The organism is Flavobacterium sp. LC2016-12, from assembly GCF_015351595.1.
In the GTDB taxonomy this organism is placed as follows: domain Bacteria; phylum Bacteroidota; class Bacteroidia; order Flavobacteriales; family Flavobacteriaceae; genus Flavobacterium.
This window is the reverse complement of record NZ_JADKPT010000001.1, coordinates 1020205-1044239: the sequence shown is the minus strand read 5'-3', so window position 1 is coordinate 1044239 and position 24035 is coordinate 1020205. Positions and strand designations below refer to the sequence as shown.

Genomic DNA, 24035 nt, shown 5'->3' with positions numbered 1-24035 from the left:
AAATTTAATAAGTTTACTTTTTAATTAAACCTAAATCTACTAATCGTTCGTATAAATAATCTCCAGCTGTAATATCTTCAAATTTCTTAGGGTTTTCAGCATCAATGCAGTTTTCTAAACAATCTAAGCGCATATCACTCACAGGATGCATAAAAAATGGTACAGAAAAACGAGATGTTCCCCATAATTCTCTCGGCGGGTTTACAACCTGGTGAATTGTTGATTTTAGTTTGTTGTTTGTATGTCTTGACAACATATCTCCAACATTAATTACTAATTCGTCATCTGCTGCGATCGCGTCAATCCATTCTCCATCATGATTTTGAACCTGAAGTCCTTTTCCCTGAGCACCCATTAAGAGTGTAATCAGGTTAATATCACCGTGAGCAGCCGCGCGAATCGCATTTTCTGGCTCAGAAGTAATTGGAGGATAATGAATTGGTCTTAAAATTGAGTTTCCATCTTTTGCAAATTGATCAAAATAAAACTCGTCTAAACCTAAATGTAAAGCTAAAGCTCTTAATACGTAAACACCTGTTTTTTCAAGCATTTGATACGCATCTTTACCAACAACATTAAAACGTGGTAATTCTTTTACTTCAACATTTTCTGGATATTCCGAAGCATATTTTGAATCTTTGTCAACATACTGACCAAAATGCCAAAATTCTTTCAAATCTCCTTCTTTACGGCCTTTAGCATGTTCTTTTCCAAAAGACACATAACCTCTTTGTCCGCCAATACCGGGAATTTCATAATTATGCTTAGTTTCTACTGGCAAAGCGAAAAATTTTCTAATTTCGCTATAAAGCTCGTCTACTAACTGGTCGTCAAGAAAATGACCTTTTAGGGCTACGAAGCCAATGTTTTCAAATGCACTGCCGATTTCATTTACAAATTTTTGTTTACGTTTCGGGTCGTCCGAAAGGAAATCACGTAAGTCTACACTAGGAATGTTTTGCATACTTTACATTTTTATTTTAAGAAGAAAGGTGTCATAAAACCTTTCAATAACAAAGGTAGAGAATATTTTAGAATTGAATTTTAAAAGTTGTATTAAAATAAAAAATATATAACAATAACAAATAAAATTGTTATATATTTCTATATTTGAAAGACTAAAAAACAAACCCCAATTATGATCTTTTACAGACAAGACCTTACCGACGCAAAATTATTGGAATTATACAAAAAGCTTCTTAAACCCCGTTTGATCGAAGAAAAGATGTTAATCCTTATTCGCCAGGGAAAAGTATCTAAATGGTTCTCCGGAATAGGACAGGAAGCAATTGCAGTGGGAGTGACGTCTGTATTAGATGAGTCCGAATATGTTTTGCCAATGCACCGGAATTTAGGTGTTTTCACTACACGAGATATTCCTCTACACCGCTTATTTTCTCAATGGCAGGGCAAGGCAGATGGTTTTACAAAAGGAAGGGATCGCAGTTTTCACTTTGGCACACAGGAATATAAAATTATAGGAATGATTTCGCATTTGGGTCCGCAATTAGGAGTCGCAGACGGAATCGCCCTTGCAAATAAACTTCAAAATAATAAAAAAATAACCGCTGTTTTTACGGGTGAAGGCGCTACCAGCGAAGGCGATTTTCACGAAGCCTTAAATATTGCTGCAGTATGGAAATTACCTGTCATGTTTATTATTGAAAATAACGGTTACGGTCTTTCAACGCCAACAAATGAGCAATATAGTTGTACCAACCTTGCTGATAAAGGAATTGGTTATGGTATGGAAAGTCATATTATTGATGGAAATAATATTCTGGAAGTTTATAATAAACTTTCAGAGTTAAAAGAACAAATGCAAAATGATCCGCATCCTGTTTTATTAGAATTTAAAACTTTTAGAATGCGTGGGCATGAAGAAGCAAGTGGTACCAAATATGTCCCTCAGGAATTAATGGACGAATGGGCTGTAAAAGATCCGGTGACAAATTACCGCGATTATTTGACTAAAATTGGGGTTTTAACAGCTGAATTTGATGAGCAGCTTCATGATGAAATCAAGCAGGAAATTGATAAAAATTTAGCTATCTCAAATGCTGAACCTGAGATTACACCAACTTATAGTGGAGAATTAGATGATATCTACAAACATTTTATTTATGAAGAAGTTAACCCTTCATCAGAAACTAAAAACATTCGATTTATTGACGCAATAAGAAATAGTTTGGAGCAATCCATGCAAAAGCACAAAAACCTGATTATTATGGGGCAGGATATTGCCGAATATGGAGGTGCGTTTAAAATAACAGATGGTTTTGTTGAGTTTTTTGGAAAGGACAGAGTTCGCAATACTCCAATTTGTGAAAGTGCCGTAGTTTCGGCAGGAATGGGATTATCAATTAACGGTTACAAAGCAATTGTAGAAATGCAGTTTGCTGATTTTGTTTCAACAGGTTTTAATCCGATTGTTAATTTACTGGCAAAATCACATTATCGTTGGGGCGAAAAAGCTGATGTCGTGGTTCGTATGCCTTGTGGTGGTGGTACGCAAGCAGGACCTTTTCATTCTCAGACAAACGAAGCCTGGTTCACCAAAACTCCAGGCTTAAAAGTAGTTTATCCGGCTTTTCCTTACGACGCAAAAGGCTTATTAAATAGCTCAATAAATGATCCTAATCCGGTTTTATTTTTTGAACATAAGCAACTATACAGAAGCGTTTATCAGGATGTTCCAACAGATTATTACACCATTCCATTAGGAAAAGCAGCTGTTTTAAAAGAAGGAAGTAAAGTAACTATTATTGCTTTTGGAGCTCCTGTGCACTGGGCATTAGAAACCTTAGAAAAAAATCCTGAAATCGATGCTGATTTAATTGATTTAAGAACACTTCAACCTTTAGATACCGAAACTATTTTTGCTTCAGTAAAAAAGACCGGAAAAGTAATTATTTATCAGGAAGATACTATGTTTGGTGGAATTGCGAGCGATATTTCTGCATTAATTATGGAGGAATGTTTTGAATATCTGGATGCACCGGTAAAAAGAGTAGCCAGTTTAGATTCACCAATTCCGTTTACAAAAGCATTGGAAGATCAGTTTTTGCCTAAATATCGTTTTGAAGAAGTTTTACTTGATTTATTGAAATATTAATTAGAAAAAACTTATTGCTTTGCAGAAAGAACATTTTTTTTATCTTTAAAGCATAAATAACTTAACTTATGAAAAAACTGTTTGTTTCTATTTTTGCTATTTCATTACTTTTTTCATGTAATAAAAGCAACAAAAACATCACGGATAAGGCTTTAGACCAAAAGTTTGACCGTTACAAAGATGGTTTTGTTACCAGTCTGTGGAAAATTAGTCCAAATTGGGCTTCAAGTGCTGGTTATCACAAACTTGATAGTGTTTTGACTATACCGGATGGCAATCAAAAAAAAATAGTGCTTGATTTTGTCAATGCTCAATTAGATTCTTTAAAAAAATTCAATATTGATGAATTATCAGATAACAACAAAACCGATTTTCATTTGATTAAAAATGAACTCGAAAGTGATATTTTCAGTATTACAGAATTAAAATCAGGTGAGTGGGATCCTTCCAGTTATAATGTTTGTGGTTATTTTGCCGAAATTTTAAACGGCAATTATGAAACCCCTGAAGTTCGTCTTCATGCTTTTAATATCAAAATGAATAATATTCCGGCTTATTATGAAGCTGCAAAAAAGAATATTAAAAACCCAACAATTGAACATACAGATCTTGCCATTGCACAAAACATTGGAGGCTCTACAGTTTTCGAAACCGATTTAAATTCAGCTTTGGAACAAAGTAAATTGAGTGCCACTGAGAAAAAGGAAATAAAGGACAAAGCAAAAGTTTCAATAAAAGCGATCAAAGATTATGCGGAATGGTTGCAAAATTTATCAAACAAAACACCTCGTTCTTTTAGATTAGGATCTGATTTGTATGCCAAAAAATTTAATTTTGACATTCAGTCTAGTTATACTGCTGACGAAATCTATAAAATTGCCGTTGATCATAAAAATGATTTACACGATAAAATGTTTGTTTTGGCAGATAAACTTTGGGAAAAGTACAAAGGAAACGCACCAAAACCAGCAGATAAACTGGATTTAATCATACAGGTAATTGATAAAATTTCATTGCAGCACACCACTCCTGAGAAATTCCAATCAGAAATTGAAAAACAAATTCCAGAGTTAACAGCATATGTTAAAGCCAAAGATTTATTATACATAGATCCATCTAAACCGTTAGTAGTTCGTAAAGAACCGGCTTATATGGCAGGTGTTGCCGGTGCTTCGATTTCGGCTCCGGGGCCTTATGATAAAAATGCCAACACGTATTACAATGTTGGAAGCATGTCGGGCTGGACGGCTGAAAATGCTGAAAGTTACTTACGTGAATACAACGATTATATTCTTCAAATTTTAAACATTCACGAAGCCATTCCCGGACATTATACACAATTGGTTTACAGCAATCAATCACCAAGTATTATCAAATCTATTTTAGGAAATGGCGCTATGGTAGAAGGATGGGCTGTTTATGCTGAAAAAATGATGTTGGAGAGCGGTTACAAAAACTCTGATGAAATGTGGTTGATGTATTATAAATGGAATTTAAGAACAACCTGCAACACTATATTGGATAATAGTGTACACACAAAAGAGATGTCTAAGGAAGAGGCTATGAGATTACTTACAAGAGAAGCCTTTCAGCAACAAGCAGAGGCAGAAGGAAAGTGGAAACGCGTAACTTTATCTCAAGTACAATTGTGTTCTTATTTTACAGGATATACCGAAATTTACAACTTAAGAGAAGAGCTTAAGAAAAAAGAAGGAGATAAATTCAATTTGAAACAATTTCACGAAAAATTCCTAAGTTTTGGAAGTGCTCCGGTAAAATATATTAAAGAATTGATGCTTTCAAAGGAATAAATTTTCTAAGATATTATAAAGAAAAGGTTTGACAAGATTACGATCTTATCAAACCTTTTTTCTTTACTAAATTTTTACAACTAAACGTTTTCCGTGCGAAACTTCTGCATTCCACATTTGTTCAATATCTTTTAAGTCAACTTCTTCGATATTTACTTTGATTTTGTTTTGAGTAGCTAAAAGAAACATTTCCGGAAGTATTTCTGAAAACAATAATTTCACTTCTTCTTTTGACCAGCTTCCTAAACCAGAGCCTGATAATTGAAGATCAACACTTCTTAAGATTCCTGCTGACAATTGGATAGAATCTCCTGCTATACTTCCAACATTTACATATCTAGTTTTATGAGTAAAAGAACCATTTCCTTTTAATACAGAAAGGATTAATTCTGCTGTATTTCCCCACAAATAATCCAAAACAATATCAATTGGTTTATTTTGATGAATTTCTTTTAGCTGATTTATAATGGTCTCTTCATCTTGCTTTAAGGAAATAATTTCGTCAGCGCCTAATTCTAATAGCCTTTGAAATGTCTTTTCATTTCTTGCAGTAACAATTATTTTTTTTGCTCCGTAATGTTTCGCAATCTGAATCGCCATTTGTCCTGTAAAACCAGCTCCTCCGTTTATCAAAACAATTTCTCCTGGTCTTATTCCTGCCCTGAATTTAAGCGCCATCGCAGAGCCTGCTACTGCATTTGGCATTGCGGCCGCTATCGTATTGCTAATTCCTTCTGGTAATGGCACCAAAATATTTTTATCAATAATTGTTTTTTCAGCCATTGTACCGGTAATTCCTCGAGCGTAAACTCTGGTTCCGTTTTCTAATAAACCTACTGCATCACTGCTAACAACAAATCCATTTTCATTGTGATTATATGAAGAATAATGCTTTCCGCTTGCTTTACCTTTATCTAAATTAGTAATGGCTACGGCTTTGACCGAAAGTGAAATTTGATTTTCATTCTGTGGAATTGGTTCTACAAATTCTGCATATTTGGGCGATTCGCCTCTTTTATAAACTACTGCTGCTTTCATAATTATTTAATTTTATGATGCAAAGTTAGAATCCCATTTATGCGCTGACGATAACATTTGTTATCAAATGAAATTTTCCACCATATAAGTTATATAAGCTCATTTAAACTTGGCTTATAATTTATCATATAAGTTATTTAGTAAAATTCAATTATTTTGCGTGAAGCGATTGACTTTTAATTCGGCTTAAATGAACAGTGCTTACTCCGAGATAGGAAGCAATATAATGTTGTGGCACTCGCTGAAGAACCTGAGGTCTTTCTTCAATTAAATTAAGATAACGCTGGGTAGGAGAGTCTTTTATAAAAGAAACAAAATGTTTCATATAATCAAATGTTCGTTCGAAAAGCATATTAATAAAACGATCTCTTAATTCTGGAATTTCTTTTATTTCTTCTAAAATTTTATCCAGATCACTTTTAGAAATCCACCAAATAACAGACGCTTCGATGGTTTCAATCGCGACCGGACTGGGTAATTTTTTCATGAAACTTTCAATAGAAGCCACGCTTTGATTTTCGAAGAAAAACTGTGTCGTTAAATCTTTTCCGTTATTATTAAACCAAACCCGTATACAGCCTTTTTCGATTATAAAAAGCCTTTTTGAAATTTCACCTTCTTCTAAAAGTATCGTTTTGGAAGGAACTTCAAGACGTTTGAAATGGTTTGTGTATTCGATCCATTTAGAATCTTTTAGAGGAAATTTATTTCGGAATTGATCAAACATTATCTTTTATAACTTTGGTTCTTGAAATAGCATCATGAAAACCATTTCGCGAATAGAAAAATGAAAATCTATCAAAAGGAATAAGTCTGCAAAATGTTCTGCTCACAATATCTATAAGCTCTGGTTTATTTCCTTCTAAAGTAACAACCTTCGTTTTTGTTATAATTTTCCCCAAAGTTTTTTGAGTTTTATATTCGAATGGAATATAATAAAGGGAAATAAAAATGATTAAAAAACCAATTCTGAAGATTGATAATTCCGCTCTGCTTGTTAATGGTAAAAAGGCTTCTAAGACTGGTTCAATCATGAAATAAAGAATAAAAACCACAACAAAATCAATTGTGAAGTTTACAAATCGTATTCGCGATTTAACTGTATTGTTTTCAATTTTTTTGATGATTTGGTCTTCGGTTTCAACTTTTGCAGTTAACGTTTCAAACGTAGAAGTATCAATTTTCCTTAATTCAATTTCTTTTTCTGCAGCGTCAATTGCCAATTCTTGATATTTGGTACGATTTACTGTGACAATTTTAATTAATTCTTCTTCTGTTTTGATAGACATTACCTTGGTAAAGTTGTTCTCCATGCTTGATCAATTTATTTAAACAATATAAATCTAATTCGAATTCGATTCCAATTCAAACAATTGCACCTGGCTTTTCAATCGGTCAATCAACAAATTCATCATTCTTTTGTTTAAACTTGAAGAATTCTGAATGTAAGTTTCATATTCTTCAATTGTAAAAAGCGCCATTACAATTCCTTTTAAAGAATTTCTGAACTTTATATCTTTTTGAATGGAATTTTCTATGACCTGGAGTTTCTTTTCGACGGTGTAGGAATAGAAATCGGCCTTGTTTTTATTTACGTAGTTGATAAACACCGCAATAAACAAATCATTTTGCAGTTTTAAAATAGGCCTAATCGTCTGATTTTGAAACAACTCATCTGCTGAAGATTGAGCACTTACAGTTCCTAAAGTTTCTCCTCTGAATTCTCTTAAAAAAGTGTCTCTATCTGCCATGTTTTTTCTTTAAATTTAGAAAAAATTCCAATATAAAAAAATCTATTTTTACTCTTATAAATTAAAATTATGCGATTTCATACCAGAAAGTGGGTTAAACCCGAAGATTTAAATCCAAACGGAACTTTATTTGGTGGAAAACTATTAGCGTGGATTGATGAAGAACTGGCATTATACACCATCATTCAGTTGGAAAATACCAGAGTCGTTACCAAATACATGTCGGAAATCAATTTTAAAAGCTCTGCACGTCAGGGTGACATTGTTGAAATTGGAATTGATGTGGTTAAATTCGGAAATACATCACTGGTTTTAAAATGCGCAGTAAGAAATATGATGACGCGTGAAATCATCATCACAATTGACCACACAACAATGGTTAATTTAGATGGAGATGGAAAACCTAAAGCCCACGGAAAAACCCAAATTGAATTTGTAAAAGATCGTTTGTAATTTTTTTCTCCACCATACGATATACGTTAATTTTAACTAAACATAAAAAAATAAGAATGCTTAAAAATTTTATAGTCGTTTCTATTCTATTTACCCTTTTAATCTCTTGCAATTCTAAAGAAAAAAAAGACAAATACAATCGTGTTTTGTATCGTGCCGTGAATGGAAAAGACACCGCGATTTTAGACATCAAAATCAACGATAAAAGATTTTACGGACGTTATGAAATACTATATCATAAAATCGGAAAAGATTCAGGCGATGTAAGAGGGGATATGCATGGAGACACACTTAGAGGCGATTTTCATTTTATCTCAAATGGAGGAAGCTGGAAAAGAACTCCAATCGCTTTATTGCAAAAGGATAACAAACTGATTCTCGGAAAAGGTGTCATCGGAACTTACTTTAATCTTCCGCTTTTTCTTCCTGAAGTTCCTATAGAATACAACAACTCTGAGTATGTTTTTGAAAAGATGGAGAAATAAAGTTTCAAGTTTTCTTTGTTTGCTTCGCTAATTCGGCTAAAGCCTCGTGTCACGTTTCAAGTTGTAGGAATGTACTTAACTGCAAAGTTTGCAAGCCAAACTTTGCAGTTAAGTTATGCTCAAAGGCAAACAACCTGAAACCTGAAACTTGAAACAAAATAACCTTTAATCTAATCTTCCAATCTTCGAAGGCAATTCGAATATTTCCAAATCAAAATATTCTACAGAAGCCATTATATGATCAAAAATATCGGCCATGATATATTCGTAGTTAGCCCAGCGTTTATCACTTGAAAACGCATAAATCTCTAAAGGAACACCATGTGCAGTAGATTGTAACTGCCGGCACATCATATGCATGTCTTTATTTAATCCAGGATGTGTGATCAAATATTGTATTATATATTTTCGGAACAAACCCAAATTAGTCATATTACGACCGTTTAGCGCCAGCGTTTTGTCAACACCACGTAAATCGTTGTATTTTTCAATTTCAGCTTGTCTGCTTTCAATATAAGTACTAATCAGCTGCACTTTTTTCATCTGATTCAAATCTTCATCATTCAGAAAACGAATGCTGCTGCTTTTAATTAAAACATGTCTTTTAATACGTCTTCCATCAGATTTTTGCATACCGCGCCAGTTTTGAAATGAGTCTGAACTCAAGGCATACGTTGGAATCGTGGTAATCGTATTGTCAAAATTTCGAACTTTTACCGTTGTTAGATTAATTTCGATTACATCTCCATCGGCACCAAATTTATCCATCGTAATCCAGTCACCAATACGAACCATATCGTTAATCGCAACCTGAACACTCGAAACAAATCCTAAAATAGTATCTCTGAAAATCAAGATAATAATAGCGGAAAGTGTTCCTAAAATAGTAAGTAATTCGCCTTTTTTGATTCCGAATAAAGTCGAAATAATCATCGCAACCCCAAAAATCCAAAGCACAATCATAATAACCTGAACAAAACTGTCAATTGGTTTGTCGCTATATTCTGGTTTTTGCTTTAGATAATCACGTAAGGCATTAAAAATCGTTCTGATAATCCATAAACTGATCAAAACTATATAAATACCCACTATTTTTCCAAAAAGGGTTTCCCAATATTCGTAACGGTCCAGAATTATTGGAACAGCTTTATAAATAAAAAAGAACGGAATTAAATACGCCGTGTATTTTGTGGTTTTATTGTGAATTAAATAATCATCAAACTTTGTTTTAGTTTTTTGCGCAAAAATGGCGGTCAATGTAACTAAAACAAATTTTGCAACATAATAAATGGCGTATGCCAATGCCACCATAATGGCAATATTAAAGATTAGGCTGATGTAAGAGGCAAAGTTGCGGCTCATTCCCCAATCTCTAAAAAGCGGATATAAAAAGTTAAATATTTTATCCAAAGGCTTATGCATTATTTTCTAGATATTTTTTCTCAATGTAGAAAGTTCCAAACGGAATAAGAGAGGCTATCAAAATAATCCCAAAGGTTTTTAAATCCCAGTTTTGAGATTTTTTCAATAAAAATGCCAATATAATATAACCAATAAACAAAACACCATGTGTCATTCCTAACGGACGCAATACGGTATGATAAAGTTCTGGATTGTTGTTTTTAATAATAAGCATGTTTGCGAATAAAACTAAATAGGAGATTCCTTCTAAAATTGCAGTAACTTTGAAAATCTTGAGCATGTATCTATTTTTTGAATTTATACGAGCAAAATTAAGTATTATGGTTGGTTTTTGCGATATGAATCCGGAAACTATTTATTTTTGTATTCTTAAACTTTGATAATGAGTAAGCGCGATTTAAAAAAATATTTAGCAGAATTAAATAAGGAACAACTCGAAGAACAAATTATCGAATTATACGAGAAATTTATTCAGGTAAAAACCTTTTATGATTTTGTTTTTAATCCAAAAGAAGACAAACTTTTACAGGAAAGTAAAACAAAGATCTCTCATGAATATTTCCCAATCAAAAAACCGAATGCAAAATGGCGTCCGAAAGCCAAAATGCGTCGTTCTGTTGCCCAGAAAATGATCAAACATTTTATTGTGTTAGGAGTAGATCCTTTTATTATTGCCGATTTGATGTTGTATAATATCGAAATAGCGCAAACGTTTTCTTCAGGAAATTTTATAAAGCAGGAATTATTTTACAAAAGCATGTTTAATTCTTTTGAGCAAGCTGTAAATTTTATAATTTCTAGTGGAGTTCTATCTGAATTTAAAACAAGGATTTTAGAAATTCAACAGCAAACTATTCAACAAAAATGGAAAAACAAGTATGATTTTGAGGCAATTTTGGACAAAATTGACATATAAAAACACTTCTCATAAAAAATCTTATTTAAAAAAATCATTTATTTTAGGTTAAAATAAGATGAATAACTGTTTTTTAGGTGTATTTTTGCAAAAATCCAAAAATAAACAATGTCTCAAAACACTTTAGAAATAGAAAGAGAAGAGAAAAAAGAACTTTATGCATACCAAAAAGGCGATATTGATGCCATTTTTGAACGTTTAGATAATGCTCCAGCTCAACATCATTTATTGTATCAATTACCTACAGGTGGTGGAAAAACAGTAATTTTTTCCGAAATCGTTCGTCGTTATTTAGCTAATAACGATAAAAAAGTGGTTGTCTTAACACACCGTATCGAACTTTGTAAGCAAACCTCAAAAATGCTTAAAGGGTTTGGTGTTAGCAACAAAATAATCAATAGTAAAGTAAAAGAATTACCTGATCAAAACGATTATTCTTGTTTTGTGGCGATGGTTGAAACTTTAAAAAACCGTATCAATGATGAGAAATTACATCTTGATAATATTGGTTTGGTCATTATTGATGAGGCACATTACAATTCATTTAGAAAATTATTAAACTCATTCAAAAACGCTTTTATTCTTGGAGTAACAGCAACACCTTTGAGTTCAAATATAAAATTACCAATGCACCAGAGTTATGATGAACTTATTGTGGGTGACACTATTAGTTCATTAATTGACAAAGGATTTCTTGCACGCGCTACAACGTATAGCTATGATGTAGGTTTGACTTCATTAAAAGTAGGTATCAACGGAGATTATACCGTAAAATCATCTGATGATTTATATACCAATACTATCATGCAGGAGAAACTTTTGCATGCTTATACAGAGCGTTCTTTAGGTAAAAAGACTTTGATTTTCAATAACGGTATTCATACTTCATTATATGTATATGAAACGTTTAGAGAAGCTGGTTACGATATCAGACACCTTGATAACACAAGTAGTTCTGAAGAACGTAAAGATATTTTGGCATGGTTCAAAAAGACTCCGGATGCGATTTTAACATCTGTTGGAATTTTGACTACCGGTTTTGATGAACCAACTGTTGAGACTATTATCTTAAACAGAGCCACAAAATCGTTAACTTTATACTACCAAATGATTGGTCGTGGATCTCGTAAATTACCTGGTAAAGACGAGTTTACAGTAATCGATCTAGGTAATAATGCCGCACGTTTTGGTTTATGGAGTGAGCCGGTAAACTGGCAGCATATCTTTAAATCACCTGAATTTTATTTAGAAAATCTACGTGATGATACTGAAATCGAATTGTATTTCAAATACAGTATGCCACCGGAATTAAGAGCAAAATTCAGTAAAACTGCAGATGTTACTTTTGATGTTGATGAAGAACATAAATTAATCATCAAACAGAATTTACGTTCTAAAGTAGTATTAGACAAATCATTAGAACAACACGCTTCAATGTGTGTAGATAATACAGAAACATTACAGGAAGCAAAAGCACTCGGAAAAGAACTGGATGACGATATCGAATGCCGTATCAAACGCTATGCAAAATGTTTGAGCCAATGCAGTAAAAACTACCGCGAATGGCTGGTGGAGGATTATAAAAAGAATATGATCTTATTGATCGGTAAAAAATACCGTGAAAAAATCATGAACGAGCCGGATTGATCTGGAAGAGGTTAAAAAAGTTTCAGGTTTCAAGTTTGTTGGAATCTGCATTTAACTTGAAACCTGAAACTTGAAACAAAAAATAAACAAAAATCAAAACATGTCTAAACAATTCTCAGCATTAGGAGTTTCAGCACCAATTTTAAAAGCTTTAGGCGAATTAAATATTGTTGAACCAACAGAAATTCAACAAAAAACAATTCCATTGCTTTTATCTGAAAGTCATGATGTTGTTGGTTTAGCTAAAACCGGAACTGGGAAAACAGCTGCTTTTGGATTACCATTATTACAGTTAGTTAATACTGAAATCGCAACAGTTCAGGCTGTAATTTTAGTTCCAACCAGAGAACTTGGACAACAAATATTTAGAAATTTAGAAGATTTTGGAAAACATATTCCAAATATCTCTATAGCTTCAACTTGTGGTGGAATCCCAATAAAACCACAAATTGAACGCCTAACACAGCCAACACAAATTGTTGTGGCTACACCAGGACGTTTAATTGACCTGATTCAGCGCAAAGCAATTGATCTAAAACAAACTGAATATTTAGTTCTGGACGAAGCCGATGAAATGGTTTCCATCCTAAAAGAAAGTTTGGACGAAATTGTTGTTGAACTTCCTAAAAAACACCGCACTTTATTGTTTTCTGCAACTTTACCTGGAACAATCAAACAATTGATTCAGAATTACTTAAATAAAAATGTAGTTCAGGTTAGTGCCAATATGGAGACTGTTGGTAACCAAGGAATTGATCACGAATATATTGTAGTTGACCCTATTGAAAAATTAGATGTTTTAATGCACTTTCTAAACTCAAAAGAAGGAGAACGCGGAATCATCTTCTGCAAAACCAAAGCTGCAGTTAATAAATTAGCCAAAAATCTGGCAATAAATCGTTTTTCTTCGGGAGCATTGCATGGTAGTTTATCACAAGGAATTCGTGACAGAATTATGGAGCAATTTCGTGAAGGACATATTAATATTTTAGTAGCTACTGATTTGGCAGCCAGAGGAATTGACGTAAAAGAAATCTCTTATGTTGTCAATTACCATTTGCCTGATACTTATGAAACTTATGTTCACCGTAGCGGAAGAACGGCAAGGGCAGGGGCGAAGGGGCTTTCATTAACCGTTTTGCAAGAGGAAGAAGTAATTGAAATTCCGGAATTTGAAAAAGAATTAGGAATTAAATTCATTAAATTCCAAAAACCATCTGTTATCAGTTTAGAAGAAAACAATACGCTTTTATGGGCAAAACAAATCTTCAAAACAAAACCTAATCACGACATTTCAGCTGATTTAAAAACAAAAGTAAAAACAGTTTTTCATCATCTTACTAAAGATGAATTGATAGAGAAACTAATGGCTAATTACGTTTTACAAAACAAAGTTGAAGTAGCTGAAAAACCTGTTAAAAAATTCAAAAAGTAGCAATCACAGTTACTCATTTTCCTTATTAATATTGTAATTTTATGGAGTAGTAACACTCTTTAAAAGCAAAATTATAATGGCAGATATTGAAGTAAAAAGAATAACAATACACGAGCTTGTTCAATTGCAAAAAATCGGCAGGCAAACTTTTCAGGATACTTTTTCGGACTCAAATTCTGAGGAAAATATGAAAACTTATCTGGCGGAAAAGTTTTCATCTGAAAAACTAACTTCGGAACTAAATAATAAAGATTCAGAATTTTATTTTGCAACTCTTGACAATAACGTAATTGGTTATCTAAAAGTAAACTTCGGAGATTCTCAAACCGAATTAAAAGACAACAAAGCCCTGGAAATTGAACGAATCTATGTTTCAAAAGAATTTCACGGTAAAAAAGTAGGCCAATTACTTTACGACAAAGCAATAGAGATTGCCAGACAAAAAAACACTGAATATGTGTGGTTGGGTGTTTGGGAAGAAAATTTGCGAGCATTAAGTTTTTATAGAAAGAATGGTTTTGTTGAATTTGACAAACACATTTTTAAATTAGGAAATGACGAGCAAACAGACATCATGATGAAACTTAAATTAGCAAATTAATTCTACAAGAATTTAAAAGAAAACTCAAAATAGGGTTTTATATGTAGAATTATAATGTTAAATTTATAGAACTGCTAAAGCAGCATAGTTTTATTCATGAATCCTACTTAATAGACAACATATATGAAAATAGTCATTATAGGAGGTGGTTTTGCCGGAATCAATCTTGCAAAAGAACTTGTAAACCAACCTCAAATACAAGTAACACTTGTAGACAAAAATAATTATAATTTTTTCCCACCACTTATATATCAGGTTGCAACGGCTTTCCTTGAACCCTCTAGTATTAGTTATCCTTTCAGAAAATTTTTTGCAGGTAAAAAAAATCTACAATTTCGTTTGGGTGAATTACTTTCTGTTGTTCCGGAAGAAAACAAAATAATTCTTAGTAATGGTGAATTAACCTATGATCATTTGGTTTTCGCCACAGGAGCTGAAACAAGCTATTTTGGAATGGAAAACGTAATGAAGAATGCTATTCCGATGAAAACCTTAAATGATGCCATCGAAATGCGTAATGCATTGCTAAAAAACCTTGAAAAAGCAGCAATTACCAAAGACATACGCAAACGCCGTAAATTACTAACGATTGTCGTTGCAGGTGGAGGACCAACAGGTGTAGAAGTTTCCGGGATGTTTGCTGAAATGCGTAAAAATATTCTATTGAAAGAATATCCTGAATTAGAGACCTCTGCAAGTAATGTTTATTTGGTCGATGGGGGAGATGCACTACTCTCTCCTATGAGTGAAGCTTCTCAAAAAGATACTTTAGAGGCGCTTACAAAATTAGGTGTTGTAGTAAAATTGAATACCCGCGTTACAGATTACGTCGACGATACTGTATTTTTTGAAAATGGAGAAACCATCAAAACAAAAAATTTAATTTGGGCTGCCGGAGTTTCTGCTAAACTTTTTGACGGAATTCCAAAAGAAAGTTATGGTCGTGGAAGGCGTATGGCAACTGATCAATATAATAAAGTAAACGGTTTTCAGAATATTTACGCTATTGGTGATACTGCTATTTTAGCTGGAGATACCAAATTCCCTGATGGACACCCGCAGGTTGCTCAGGTTGCCATTCAGCAAGGATTAAATTTAGCAAAAAACTTTAAGGCAATGGTTCAAAACAAACCTTTGAAACCATTCGCATACAAAGACAAAGGCTCCATGGCAATTATAGGAAAAAATCAAGCTGTTGTTGATCTGCCAAGTCCAAAATGGCATTTCAAAGGCTTTATTGCCTGGGTAATTTGGTTATTTATCCATTTAATTTCTTTGATTACTTATAGAAACAGATTAAATACTTTTTGGAATTGGATGGTGGCTTATTTTGCAAGAGATCAATCTCTTAGAATGATTATCAGACCGGACAAAAAGCAACAACTCGAATAAGACAAGTCTAAATTACATAAAAAAGCCAGAATTAAATTCTGGCTTTTTTAATTTATTCTGCGGTCGTTGGATCAATAATACCAAAAACCTCACTAACTGAATTGGCGGGAAAACCACCTAATTTAGCATGTTCATAAACCATTTCTTCATTTGGTGCAATGTATACACAGTAGATTTTATCGTTTGTAACATAACTGTTTACCCATTGAATTTGAGTTCCCAGTTGATTAAGTACCCCACATGAGGTTTGTGAAATATCTTTTAATTGATCAGATGTAAGTTTACCGGCATTTGGGATTTCCCTTTCAATTACATATTTAGGCATAATAATTAACGGTTTATTTTTCCTACTCGTGTGGCTTTTCGGTTTCGCCCCGTTTTTCAAAATGGTTTCTGGATTCCATTTAATTTTAAGCCTTGTAAAATTACGAAATAAAGAATATTAAAACACTTAAAAACAGCGCTTTAAACAATCGAAAATATTAATGCCCAACAGAAATTTCATTCTCGCTATCAACTGCCACCTGTTCTTTTATAAAACGTTTTCCAATCTGCAAAACAACAAGTGCAATTAAAGTCGTTACAGTCATAATAAGAACCATTGGAGCAACTGAATCTTTCACAAAAATTCCAACAGCAAAAGAAGCCAATGCGCCTAAACCTAATTGAATTGCACCCATCAAAGCAGAAGCACTTCCGGCATTTTTAGCAAAAGGTGCCATTGTAAGCCCAGCAGTATTTGGATTTGAGATTCCCAAACAACCTAAAAATAAAAATAACATTACAATAGTTTCGTACAGTCCTAAAAGATTATTCACTGAAAGTATTAGGAAAACAATACTAATTACGGATTGTGAAATCAAAGCTGCCATAATCATCTGCTCACTGGAAAATTTTTTTAATAAAACTGAGTTTAATTGGCTTGAGCCTATAAAACTCACTGACATAAACGCAAAAATCCATCCGTATGTTTTGGCATCGACATGATAAATATCCATAAAAATGATAGGAGAGGCCGCTACGTAGGTAAATAAACCCGAAAATGCTATAGAACCTGTAAATGCATAGGTATAAAACTGAGGCTCTTTTAGCACTTTCATAAAGTTCGAAATAATTGGTTTTGGCTTTAGTGAAATCGAAGTATCCGGCTTATAAGAATTAGGTAAACCAACTTGTGAAGCAATTAAAATTGCAATTCCCATGCACATTAATATAAGGAATACAATATGCCAGCCAAAATCTTCTGTTACGTAACCTCCAATTGTTGGCGCCAGCATCGGCGAAAGCCCTAGAACCAACATTAATAAAGAAAACACTTTTGGAATATCTTTTACAGGGAACAAATCACGAACCATTGCTACTGATGCTACAGTTGCTGCACAGCTTCCAATAGCCTGAATAAAACGCAATAAAATGAAAGTATCAATATTATTAACGTAGATACAGCCAAAAGAAGCTAAAATATAAACTATTAAACCAATAAATAAAGGTCTTTTTCGTCCAAAACGATCTAATAAAGGCCCGTAAAGCAATTGTCCGGCTGAAATTCCAATAAAATAACTTGATAAAGTCATCGATACTTTAGCTACAGTAGTGTGCAAATCCTTAGCAATACCTGAAAAACCAGGTAAATACATATCTATAGAAAAGGGACCAAGAGCGGTTAATGAACCTAAAATAAGTATAAGTTGAATGTATTTTTTTGTTGTCATTTTTTTAAAAAACTTGCTTTTTAATTTAAAATATCAATTAATATTTACTATCTTGTTAAATACAACAACCATTTTTTACTAAAAGTGGTTATTATGTAAGATTTCAAAAATGTTTTGAAACTTTAACTATAAATTTTTAACTATGAAAAAATTCACTTTACTATTGGCGCTTATTTTTACAACAATTTCATTTGCACAAACAATTACATCTAAACAAGAAGATGCAAATGTAGAACAATACGCTTTGCTTACAAAAGTTAATCAGTATTATCCGGATATCACTTTAAACAAAACAATCACAAATTTTTATGCTGACGGAAAAATTATTGATTCTCAACAGCAATTTGATTTGAAAGGAACAAAATTTTCAAGTTATAAAATTGGTATTGAACCAGGTAATAAAAAATTGCTATTTGAATATGTTTCTGATGAAACCGGAAAAGTTTTTGGAGACGTTCAACTTTTCAAAGGAAATGTTCTCAGAACAACATTTTCTGATAAAAACAATGAAATTGAAGTTTCCTTAAATGGTAAATCAGTTTATTTGAAGAAACTATAAATTATAATTTCAATGATAAAAAAATGCATCCGCTTTAACGGATGCATTTTTATTTATATTTGACTCACAATTTTAAATGTCAAATTTTCTTTAAATGAAAAAATTAATTTTATTCTTAGTATTTGTTTCTTTTACAACGTATGCACAAACAAATCGCTTTACAGGAACCTGGAGCAATGAAAATTGTAAGGACTGTAGCAAAAAATATATTTTTAAAATGACTATAGCGCAATCTAACTACAAAATTGTGGGAACCGCAGAAGTTACAAGTGACAACGCAGAATTGAATTCTGGCGTTATGGATATTACCGGATATGTATATGTACTTGGCGAGAAAGCTCAGATAAAAATTAAGGCTTCAAACGGTCAAGCAACAAACGCCGTACTATATGTAAATGAAAATGTTATGCAATTCAATAAAGGAGGTGGTTCTGATTTAGTGCCAGATGAAACAATTATGACAAAGTTGTACGAATAAGGCAACTTTTGAATTATGTTTTTTTGACCTATAATTTATATTATGTAAAATAGAATATTTTGAAACTTGCTTCTACCACATAATGGTTCTTCTTAAACTATTTCATGGCTGCTTGTTTTATGAGAATGCGATAAATAAAAAAATTAAAGTGCAGTCACTTCTATTGAAATTTAATAATCAGTTGTTTTTAAAATATTTAAAACAAAACGAAAGTTAAAGAATAAAGAAATTAATCAATAAAAAATCATTTTAAAGCTTGTATAACCATAAAATTTAACATTTCTTTAAAATAATTACATTCTGTTAAAGATGCTTTCATTGTAAGACTTTATTTTATTATTTTTACATTCGATACTTTAAAAAAATTATCAAACGTATGAATACAATTGCTGAGCATATTGCCGATTTTTTAAAAGAATACCCGCCATTTGATAATTTGACTTTTCAGGAATTATCTGATATTGCAACCAATATCAGAGTCATTAATTTAGAAAAGCATACTGTTTTGTTTCAAAACAACGACGTACTTCATGATAGTTTTTATGTTGTGGCATCTGGTGTCATAAATTTAACCACAATCGCTGATGCCGAAGAAACAATTATCAATAAGTGTCATGAGGGAGATATTTTTGGGTTAAGACCGTTTTTTGCCAAAAATAACTATATGATGACTGCGAAAGCACGTGAAGAAAGTATTATATATGCTATTCCGATCGCTGTTTTCAGACCTTTTGTAGCCAATAATTCAGATGTTTTGAATTTTTTACTGGAAAGTTTTGCTATAAATTCAAGACACACAAAAGATAGTGTAAATACAAACGGAAAAGTGATTTCTGATACTTCCTTTTATGTAGATCAGCAATCTGAAATGCAATATATTCAATCTCTGACCTATAATAACTCGCCTTTAACAACTGAAGCCAATCATGTTGTAAAAGATGTTGCTATTTTAATGACTGAAGCAATGGTTGATAACATCATTGTATGCGAGAAAAACAAACCAATTGGAATTGTTACTGCTACAGATTTATCATCAAAAATTGCCACAGGACGCTATCCTATTACAGAGACAATTGATAAAATTATGTCTTCACCTGTCGTTACCGTAATTGAAAACGTATCTCTTGCAGAAGCACAGTTATTAATGCTAAAACATAATGTAACGCATTTGTGTGTTACTAAAGATGGTACAAATAAATCTGCTGTTAAAGGAATTATTTCTGAGCACGATCTAATTGTCGCTCAGGCCAGTAACCCTGGCGTTTTGATTAAAGAAATCAAACGTTCTCAGCTTCCTAAAGACTTAAAACAAATACGTGATCGTCTGTCTGATTTGATTCAGAATTCGATTCAGAAAAATATTCCAATTTCACATATTAGTAATATCGCCAGCGAAATTAACCTGGCTATCATTAAACGTGCCGTTGAATTATCAATTTTAGACTTAGGCTCACCTCCTGCTCGATTTGCATGGTTAAGCATTGGTAGTCAAGGTCGTAAAGAACAGCTTCTATTAACAGATCAGGATAGTATTTTAATTTTTGAAGATGTTACTCCTGATAAATACAGAGAAACAAAAGATTATTTTTTAAGACTGGCAAAAAGAGCTACAGCTATATTAGAAAAAGTTGGTTATGAGTATTGTCCAAATGGCCATATGGGAAGCAATATGTTATGGTGTAAATCATTGACAGACTGGACAAAGCAGTACAACAGCTGGATGAATACTCCAGGTGAAAACAGCAATGATTTAAGTAGTATTTTCTTTGATTACGAAATTGTTTTTGGAGAGCCAAAAATTGAAGAAGTAATTGAAAATGTTATTTTCAAAAATGCTGTAAACAATACTTTATTCTTTGACTTCTTAGGAAACGATGCATTAAAGCGAAATTCTCCATTAAGTTTCTTCAAAAAATTCATAGTTGAAGAAGAAGGCCCAAATAAAACAAAATTTGACATTAAAACCCGTGCTTTAATGCCTTTGATTGATGGAGCACGTTTATTGATTTTGAATGCCAATATTAAAGGAATAAAAAACACTTATTTAAGATTCAAGCAGTTAGCAATAACTGACTCTAAAAATGCTGAAATATATTTAAGTTGTGCTGAAGCTTTTTTAACTTTATCTAAATTTAGAACTGTTGAAGGATTGAAAAATGACGATTCAGGACAATACATCAATCTTAGAGAAATGTCTAAAACAGATAAGGAAAAATTGAAAAATGCTTTGACACCAATGAAAGACCTTGAGGAATTAATTAAGAGTAAATTTCAACTTACCCAATTCTCATAAAATATGCTAGACTGGCTGAAAAATATTAATAAAGAATATCCGGATTTCTGGAAAGACTATTTAACAAAATTTGAGACGAAACCCAATCGATTCGTGGTTTTGTCAACTGAGACTTCAGGATTAAATCCTGATAAGGATGTTATTTTATCTTTAGGAGCATTTTCAGTTATTGATGACGGTATCGTGATTAAGGATAATTTTGAATCGGTTTTACTGCAATATAAATACCTGCAGGACAATGGACTTTCAAATGAATTTATCATTGAAAGTAAAATGATAAAAATGCCGGAACCTGATGCATTAGAAGCTTTTATAAATTTTTTAGGAAATGCAATTTTAGTAGGTCATCACATTAATTTTGATATCGAAATGCTAAATTCAGCTTTAGAACGTCTCGATTGTGGCAGAATAAAAAATGAAGCATTAGATGTTGATGTGATGTATAGAAAACTGATGGATGTCAATGACAAGCAGTTTTCGCTTGATGATTTATGCGAAATATATAAAATCCCAAAAAGTGATAGAAATTCATCAGCTGAAGATGCTTATCGAATTGCTCTCTTATTTTTAAAACTAAAATCGAGATTGGGAATAAAATAAAACATAAAAAATGCCTCTTAGTTTTAAGAGGCATTTTTATTTTGATTTATTTCAGAATTAAGAAATTCTTTCTTTCATAATTTCTTCTACAACTTCCGGATTCAATAATGTTGAAGTGTCTCCAAAATTAGAAAAATCTCCTTCCGCTATTTTACGTAAAATTCTACGCATAATTTTTCCAGATCTTGTTTTTGGTAAACCAGACACAAACTGTATTTTATCTAATTTAGCGATTGGTCCAATATGATCCGCAATATATTGATTAATCTCTTTAACCAGGTTTTCTTTATTTCTAACTTCTCCTGTCTCTTTTAAGATTACATAACCATAAAGAGCATTTCCTTTAATATCATGAGGGAAACCAACAATTGCAGATTCTGCAACAGCCTGGTGCTCGTTAATCGCATCTTCAATAGGAGCTGTTCCTAAATTATGTCCGGAAACAATAACTACATCATCTACTCTACCGGTAATTCTGTAATAACCAACTTCATCTCTAAGCGCACCGTCTCCTGTAAAATATTTCCCAGGGAAAGAAGAGAAGTAAGTATCTTTATAACGTTGGTGATCTCCCCAAATAGTTCTGGCAATTCCAGGCCATGGAAATTTAATACATAAACTTCCAACTACTTGGTTTCCTTCTATCTCATTACGTTTTTCATCCATTAAAACCGGCTGAATTCCAGGCAATGGCAAAGTCGCATAAGTTGGTTTTGTTGGCGTTACAAAAGCGATTGGCGAAATCATGATTCCACCAGTTTCAGTTTGCCACCACGTATCAACTACCGGACATCTTTTATCTCCAACGTGATCATTGAACCAGTGCCAAGCCTCTTCGTTAATTGGTTCTCCAACTGATCCAATAACTTTTAGCGATTTTAGAGGATATTTTTGAATATAATCTAAACTTTCTTTCGCTAATGAACGAATTGCTGTTGGTGCTGTATAGAATTGTGTAATTTTATGTTTTTCGATAATATCCCAAAAACGGCTAAAATCTGGATACGATGGAACTCCTTCAAAAATTACAGTAGTTCCTCCGTTCAATAATGGACCGTATAATATATACGAGTGACCTGTAATCCAACCAATATCAGCAGTACACCAGAAAATATCATTTTCTTCGTGACTGAAAACATTTTTGAAAGTGTATGCGGTATAAACCATGTATCCTGCTGTGGTATGAACCATTCCTTTAGGTTTTCCTGTAGAGCCAGAAGTATACAAAATAAACAAAGGATCTTCAGCATCCATAATTTCAGCAACACTGTTATCCAGAGCTGCATCCAACAAAGGTTGTAACCATTGGTCACGACCTTCTTTCATTTTAATTTCAGTCTGAGTTCTTTTAACCACTAAAACTTTAGAAACTGAAGGGCAAGAATCTAAAGCCTCATCAACAATTCCTTTAAGGTCAATAGTTTTATTTCCTCTATAACCACCATCGGATGTGATTACCATTTTACATTCACAATCATTGATTCTGGCAGAAACTGCAGAAGCAGAAAATCCTGCAAAAATCACAGAGTGAATTGCACCTATTCTGGCACAAGCCAAAACAGCAACAGCCAATTCAGGAATCATTGGCAAATAAATACAAACTCTATCTCCTTTACGAACTCCTTGCTCACGCAAAACATTCGCCATTTTTGATACTCTTTCGTAAAGTTCGTTATATGTTATATGTAAAGCTTCTTCAGAAGGATCATTCGGTTCAAAAATGATAGCCGTTTTTTCTCCTCTTTTGCTTAAATGTCTATCGATACAGTTTTTTGTAATATTAACTTTAGCTTCAGTAAACCATTTTACTTCAGCATCAGCCATATTAAAATCCACCACTTTTTCCCATTGTTGGTACCAAGTAAAATTTTCTTCAGCTATTTTTCCCCAGAATTTCCTTGGCTCTCTTATTGACTTATTGTAATGTTTAAAATATTGTTCTAAATTTTCAATTTTATAATAACTCATATGTTTTTGGAATTTTTTTATAAATGTATTAAATATCAGCGTATTCTTAAAATTATTTAATTCATAAATTTTGGCAAAAAAAAACACATATTAAAAAAAATATTATCTTTTAATATTTATAATTTAAAATTTTGGTTTTTTGCGTCAAAATACCTATCGTAAAAAAGGCATGATAAATAAATACCATGCCTTTTTAATTTTAACAATTTCAATAACAATTAATTTTTTGTAATTCTCTACTACAATCCGCAATTCTATTTTGAAAATAGCAGCAGCTTTATTAATTAAAATAGAAATCTCTACAAGTATATTTATCACTAAACATACCCCATTATACGGGATTACCTCACTTAACTCAC

The 24035-nt window shown here is 32.5% G+C and carries 23 protein-coding genes; 13 read left to right on the top strand and 10 right to left on the bottom strand.

The features are described from left to right. Positions 1-13 precede the first annotated feature (13 nt). The gene (locus IRZ99_RS04335) at positions 14-964 is read right to left on the bottom strand and encodes an isopenicillin N synthase family oxygenase (protein ID WP_194656090.1); all 951 of its coding nucleotides are present in this window, start codon (positions 962-964) and stop codon (positions 14-16) included. 174 nt (positions 965-1138) lie between these two features. On the opposite strand from IRZ99_RS04335, the gene IRZ99_RS04330 reads away from it, so the two are divergent. Further along, a complete protein-coding gene (locus tag IRZ99_RS04330) occupies positions 1139-3115 on the top strand; it encodes a thiamine pyrophosphate-dependent enzyme (protein ID WP_194656089.1) in 1977 nt (658 codons plus the stop codon). 68 nt (positions 3116-3183) lie between these two features. Then, positions 3184-4926 carry a DUF885 domain-containing protein gene (locus tag IRZ99_RS04325; RefSeq protein WP_194656088.1) on the top strand — a complete coding sequence of 581 codons (1743 nt, stop codon included), beginning with the start codon at positions 3184-3186 and terminating at the stop codon, positions 4924-4926. 66 nt (positions 4927-4992) lie between these two features. Here the strand turns inward: IRZ99_RS04325 and IRZ99_RS04320 are convergent, their stop codons facing one another. The 4 genes from IRZ99_RS04320 to IRZ99_RS04305 all read right to left on the bottom strand — a co-directional run bounded on the left by IRZ99_RS04320 (position 4993) and on the right by IRZ99_RS04305 (position 7715). Beyond that, positions 4993-5964, bottom strand: coding sequence for a zinc-binding alcohol dehydrogenase family protein (locus IRZ99_RS04320; protein WP_194656087.1), 972 nt, complete (start codon positions 5962-5964; stop codon positions 4993-4995). A gap of 151 nt (positions 5965-6115) precedes the next feature. Continuing rightward, positions 6116-6691 carry a Crp/Fnr family transcriptional regulator gene (locus tag IRZ99_RS04315; RefSeq protein ID WP_194656086.1) on the bottom strand — a complete coding sequence of 192 codons (576 nt, stop codon included), beginning with the start codon at positions 6689-6691 and terminating at the stop codon, positions 6116-6118. Continuing rightward, the gene (locus IRZ99_RS04310; protein WP_194656085.1) at positions 6684-7277 is read right to left on the bottom strand and encodes an RDD family protein; all 594 of its coding nucleotides are present in this window, start codon (positions 7275-7277) and stop codon (positions 6684-6686) included. The genes IRZ99_RS04315 and IRZ99_RS04310 overlap by 8 nt, the downstream gene beginning before the upstream one ends. A gap of 30 nt (positions 7278-7307) precedes the next feature. Then, positions 7308-7715 carry a hypothetical protein gene (locus IRZ99_RS04305; RefSeq protein ID WP_026985104.1) on the bottom strand — a complete coding sequence of 136 codons (408 nt, stop codon included), beginning with the start codon at positions 7713-7715 and terminating at the stop codon, positions 7308-7310. A 69-nt stretch (positions 7716-7784) separates the two neighbouring features. On the opposite strand from IRZ99_RS04305, the gene IRZ99_RS04300 reads away from it, so the two are divergent. Then, complete coding sequence (locus tag IRZ99_RS04300) at positions 7785-8168, top strand: acyl-CoA thioesterase (RefSeq protein WP_194656084.1); 384 nt, start codon at positions 7785-7787, stop codon at positions 8166-8168. Between the two features lie 56 nt (positions 8169-8224). Beyond that, positions 8225-8653, top strand: coding sequence for a hypothetical protein (locus IRZ99_RS04295; protein ID WP_194656083.1), 429 nt, complete (start codon positions 8225-8227; stop codon positions 8651-8653). A 165-nt stretch (positions 8654-8818) separates the two neighbouring features. On the opposite strand, the gene IRZ99_RS04290 is transcribed toward IRZ99_RS04295, so the two are convergent. Together IRZ99_RS04290 and IRZ99_RS04285 are read right to left on the bottom strand one after the other, a co-directional pair. Next, positions 8819-10075, bottom strand: coding sequence for a mechanosensitive ion channel family protein (locus IRZ99_RS04290; RefSeq protein WP_194656082.1), 1257 nt, complete (start codon positions 10073-10075; stop codon positions 8819-8821). Continuing rightward, a complete protein-coding gene (locus tag IRZ99_RS04285; RefSeq protein ID WP_194656081.1) occupies positions 10068-10355 on the bottom strand; it encodes a DUF3817 domain-containing protein in 288 nt (95 codons plus the stop codon). Before IRZ99_RS04285 ends, IRZ99_RS04290 begins: the two co-directional genes overlap by 8 nt. Before the next feature lie 102 nt (positions 10356-10457). On the opposite strand from IRZ99_RS04285, the gene IRZ99_RS04280 reads away from it, so the two are divergent. The 5 genes from IRZ99_RS04280 to IRZ99_RS04260 all read left to right on the top strand — a co-directional run bounded on the left by IRZ99_RS04280 (position 10458) and on the right by IRZ99_RS04260 (position 16066). Next, a complete protein-coding gene (locus IRZ99_RS04280) occupies positions 10458-10991 on the top strand; it encodes a DUF6155 family protein (protein WP_194656080.1) in 534 nt (177 codons plus the stop codon). Between the two features lie 108 nt (positions 10992-11099). Further along, a complete protein-coding gene (locus IRZ99_RS04275) occupies positions 11100-12638 on the top strand; it encodes a DEAD/DEAH box helicase (RefSeq protein WP_194656079.1) in 1539 nt (512 codons plus the stop codon). Between the two features lie 100 nt (positions 12639-12738). Continuing rightward, positions 12739-14073, top strand: coding sequence for a DEAD/DEAH box helicase (locus IRZ99_RS04270; RefSeq protein ID WP_194656078.1), 1335 nt, complete (start codon positions 12739-12741; stop codon positions 14071-14073). 76 nt (positions 14074-14149) lie between these two features. Beyond that, a complete protein-coding gene (locus IRZ99_RS04265; RefSeq protein ID WP_194656077.1) occupies positions 14150-14674 on the top strand; it encodes a GNAT family N-acetyltransferase in 525 nt (174 codons plus the stop codon). A gap of 123 nt (positions 14675-14797) precedes the next feature. Beyond that, a complete protein-coding gene (locus IRZ99_RS04260) occupies positions 14798-16066 on the top strand; it encodes an NAD(P)/FAD-dependent oxidoreductase (protein WP_194656076.1) in 1269 nt (422 codons plus the stop codon). Between the two features lie 52 nt (positions 16067-16118). On the opposite strand, the gene IRZ99_RS04255 is transcribed toward IRZ99_RS04260, so the two are convergent. Together IRZ99_RS04255 and IRZ99_RS04250 are read right to left on the bottom strand one after the other, a co-directional pair. Then, on the bottom strand, positions 16119-16391 hold the full coding sequence (locus tag IRZ99_RS04255; RefSeq protein WP_194656075.1) for a DUF4242 domain-containing protein: 273 nt from the start codon (positions 16389-16391) through the stop codon (positions 16119-16121). A gap of 157 nt (positions 16392-16548) precedes the next feature. After that, entirely contained in the window at positions 16549-17778 is a 1230-nt protein-coding gene (locus IRZ99_RS04250; protein ID WP_194656074.1) for a multidrug effflux MFS transporter, read from the bottom strand. A gap of 142 nt (positions 17779-17920) precedes the next feature. Here IRZ99_RS04250 and IRZ99_RS04245 point away from each other — a divergent pair, with 142 nt between their 5' ends. From IRZ99_RS04245 to IRZ99_RS04230, 4 genes are all read left to right on the top strand, one after another. Beyond that, positions 17921-18337: a hypothetical protein gene (locus IRZ99_RS04245; RefSeq protein WP_194656073.1), complete on the top strand. Its 417-nt coding sequence runs from the start codon at positions 17921-17923 to the stop codon at positions 18335-18337. A gap of 94 nt (positions 18338-18431) precedes the next feature. Next, entirely contained in the window at positions 18432-18815 is a 384-nt protein-coding gene (locus IRZ99_RS04240) for a hypothetical protein (RefSeq protein WP_194656072.1), read from the top strand. A 376-nt stretch (positions 18816-19191) separates the two neighbouring features. Then, entirely contained in the window at positions 19192-21108 is a 1917-nt protein-coding gene (locus tag IRZ99_RS04235; RefSeq protein WP_194656071.1) for a DUF294 nucleotidyltransferase-like domain-containing protein, read from the top strand. Between the two features lie 3 nt (positions 21109-21111). Next, positions 21112-21708, top strand: a complete 597-nt coding sequence (locus tag IRZ99_RS04230) for a 3'-5' exonuclease (RefSeq protein WP_194656070.1) — start codon at positions 21112-21114, stop codon at positions 21706-21708. 57 nt (positions 21709-21765) lie between these two features. Here the strand turns inward: IRZ99_RS04230 and acs are convergent, their stop codons facing one another. Then, on the bottom strand, positions 21766-23676 hold the full coding sequence (gene acs / locus IRZ99_RS04225) for an acetate--CoA ligase (protein ID WP_194656069.1): 1911 nt from the start codon (positions 23674-23676) through the stop codon (positions 21766-21768). Between the last annotated feature and the right edge of the window lie 359 nt (positions 23677-24035).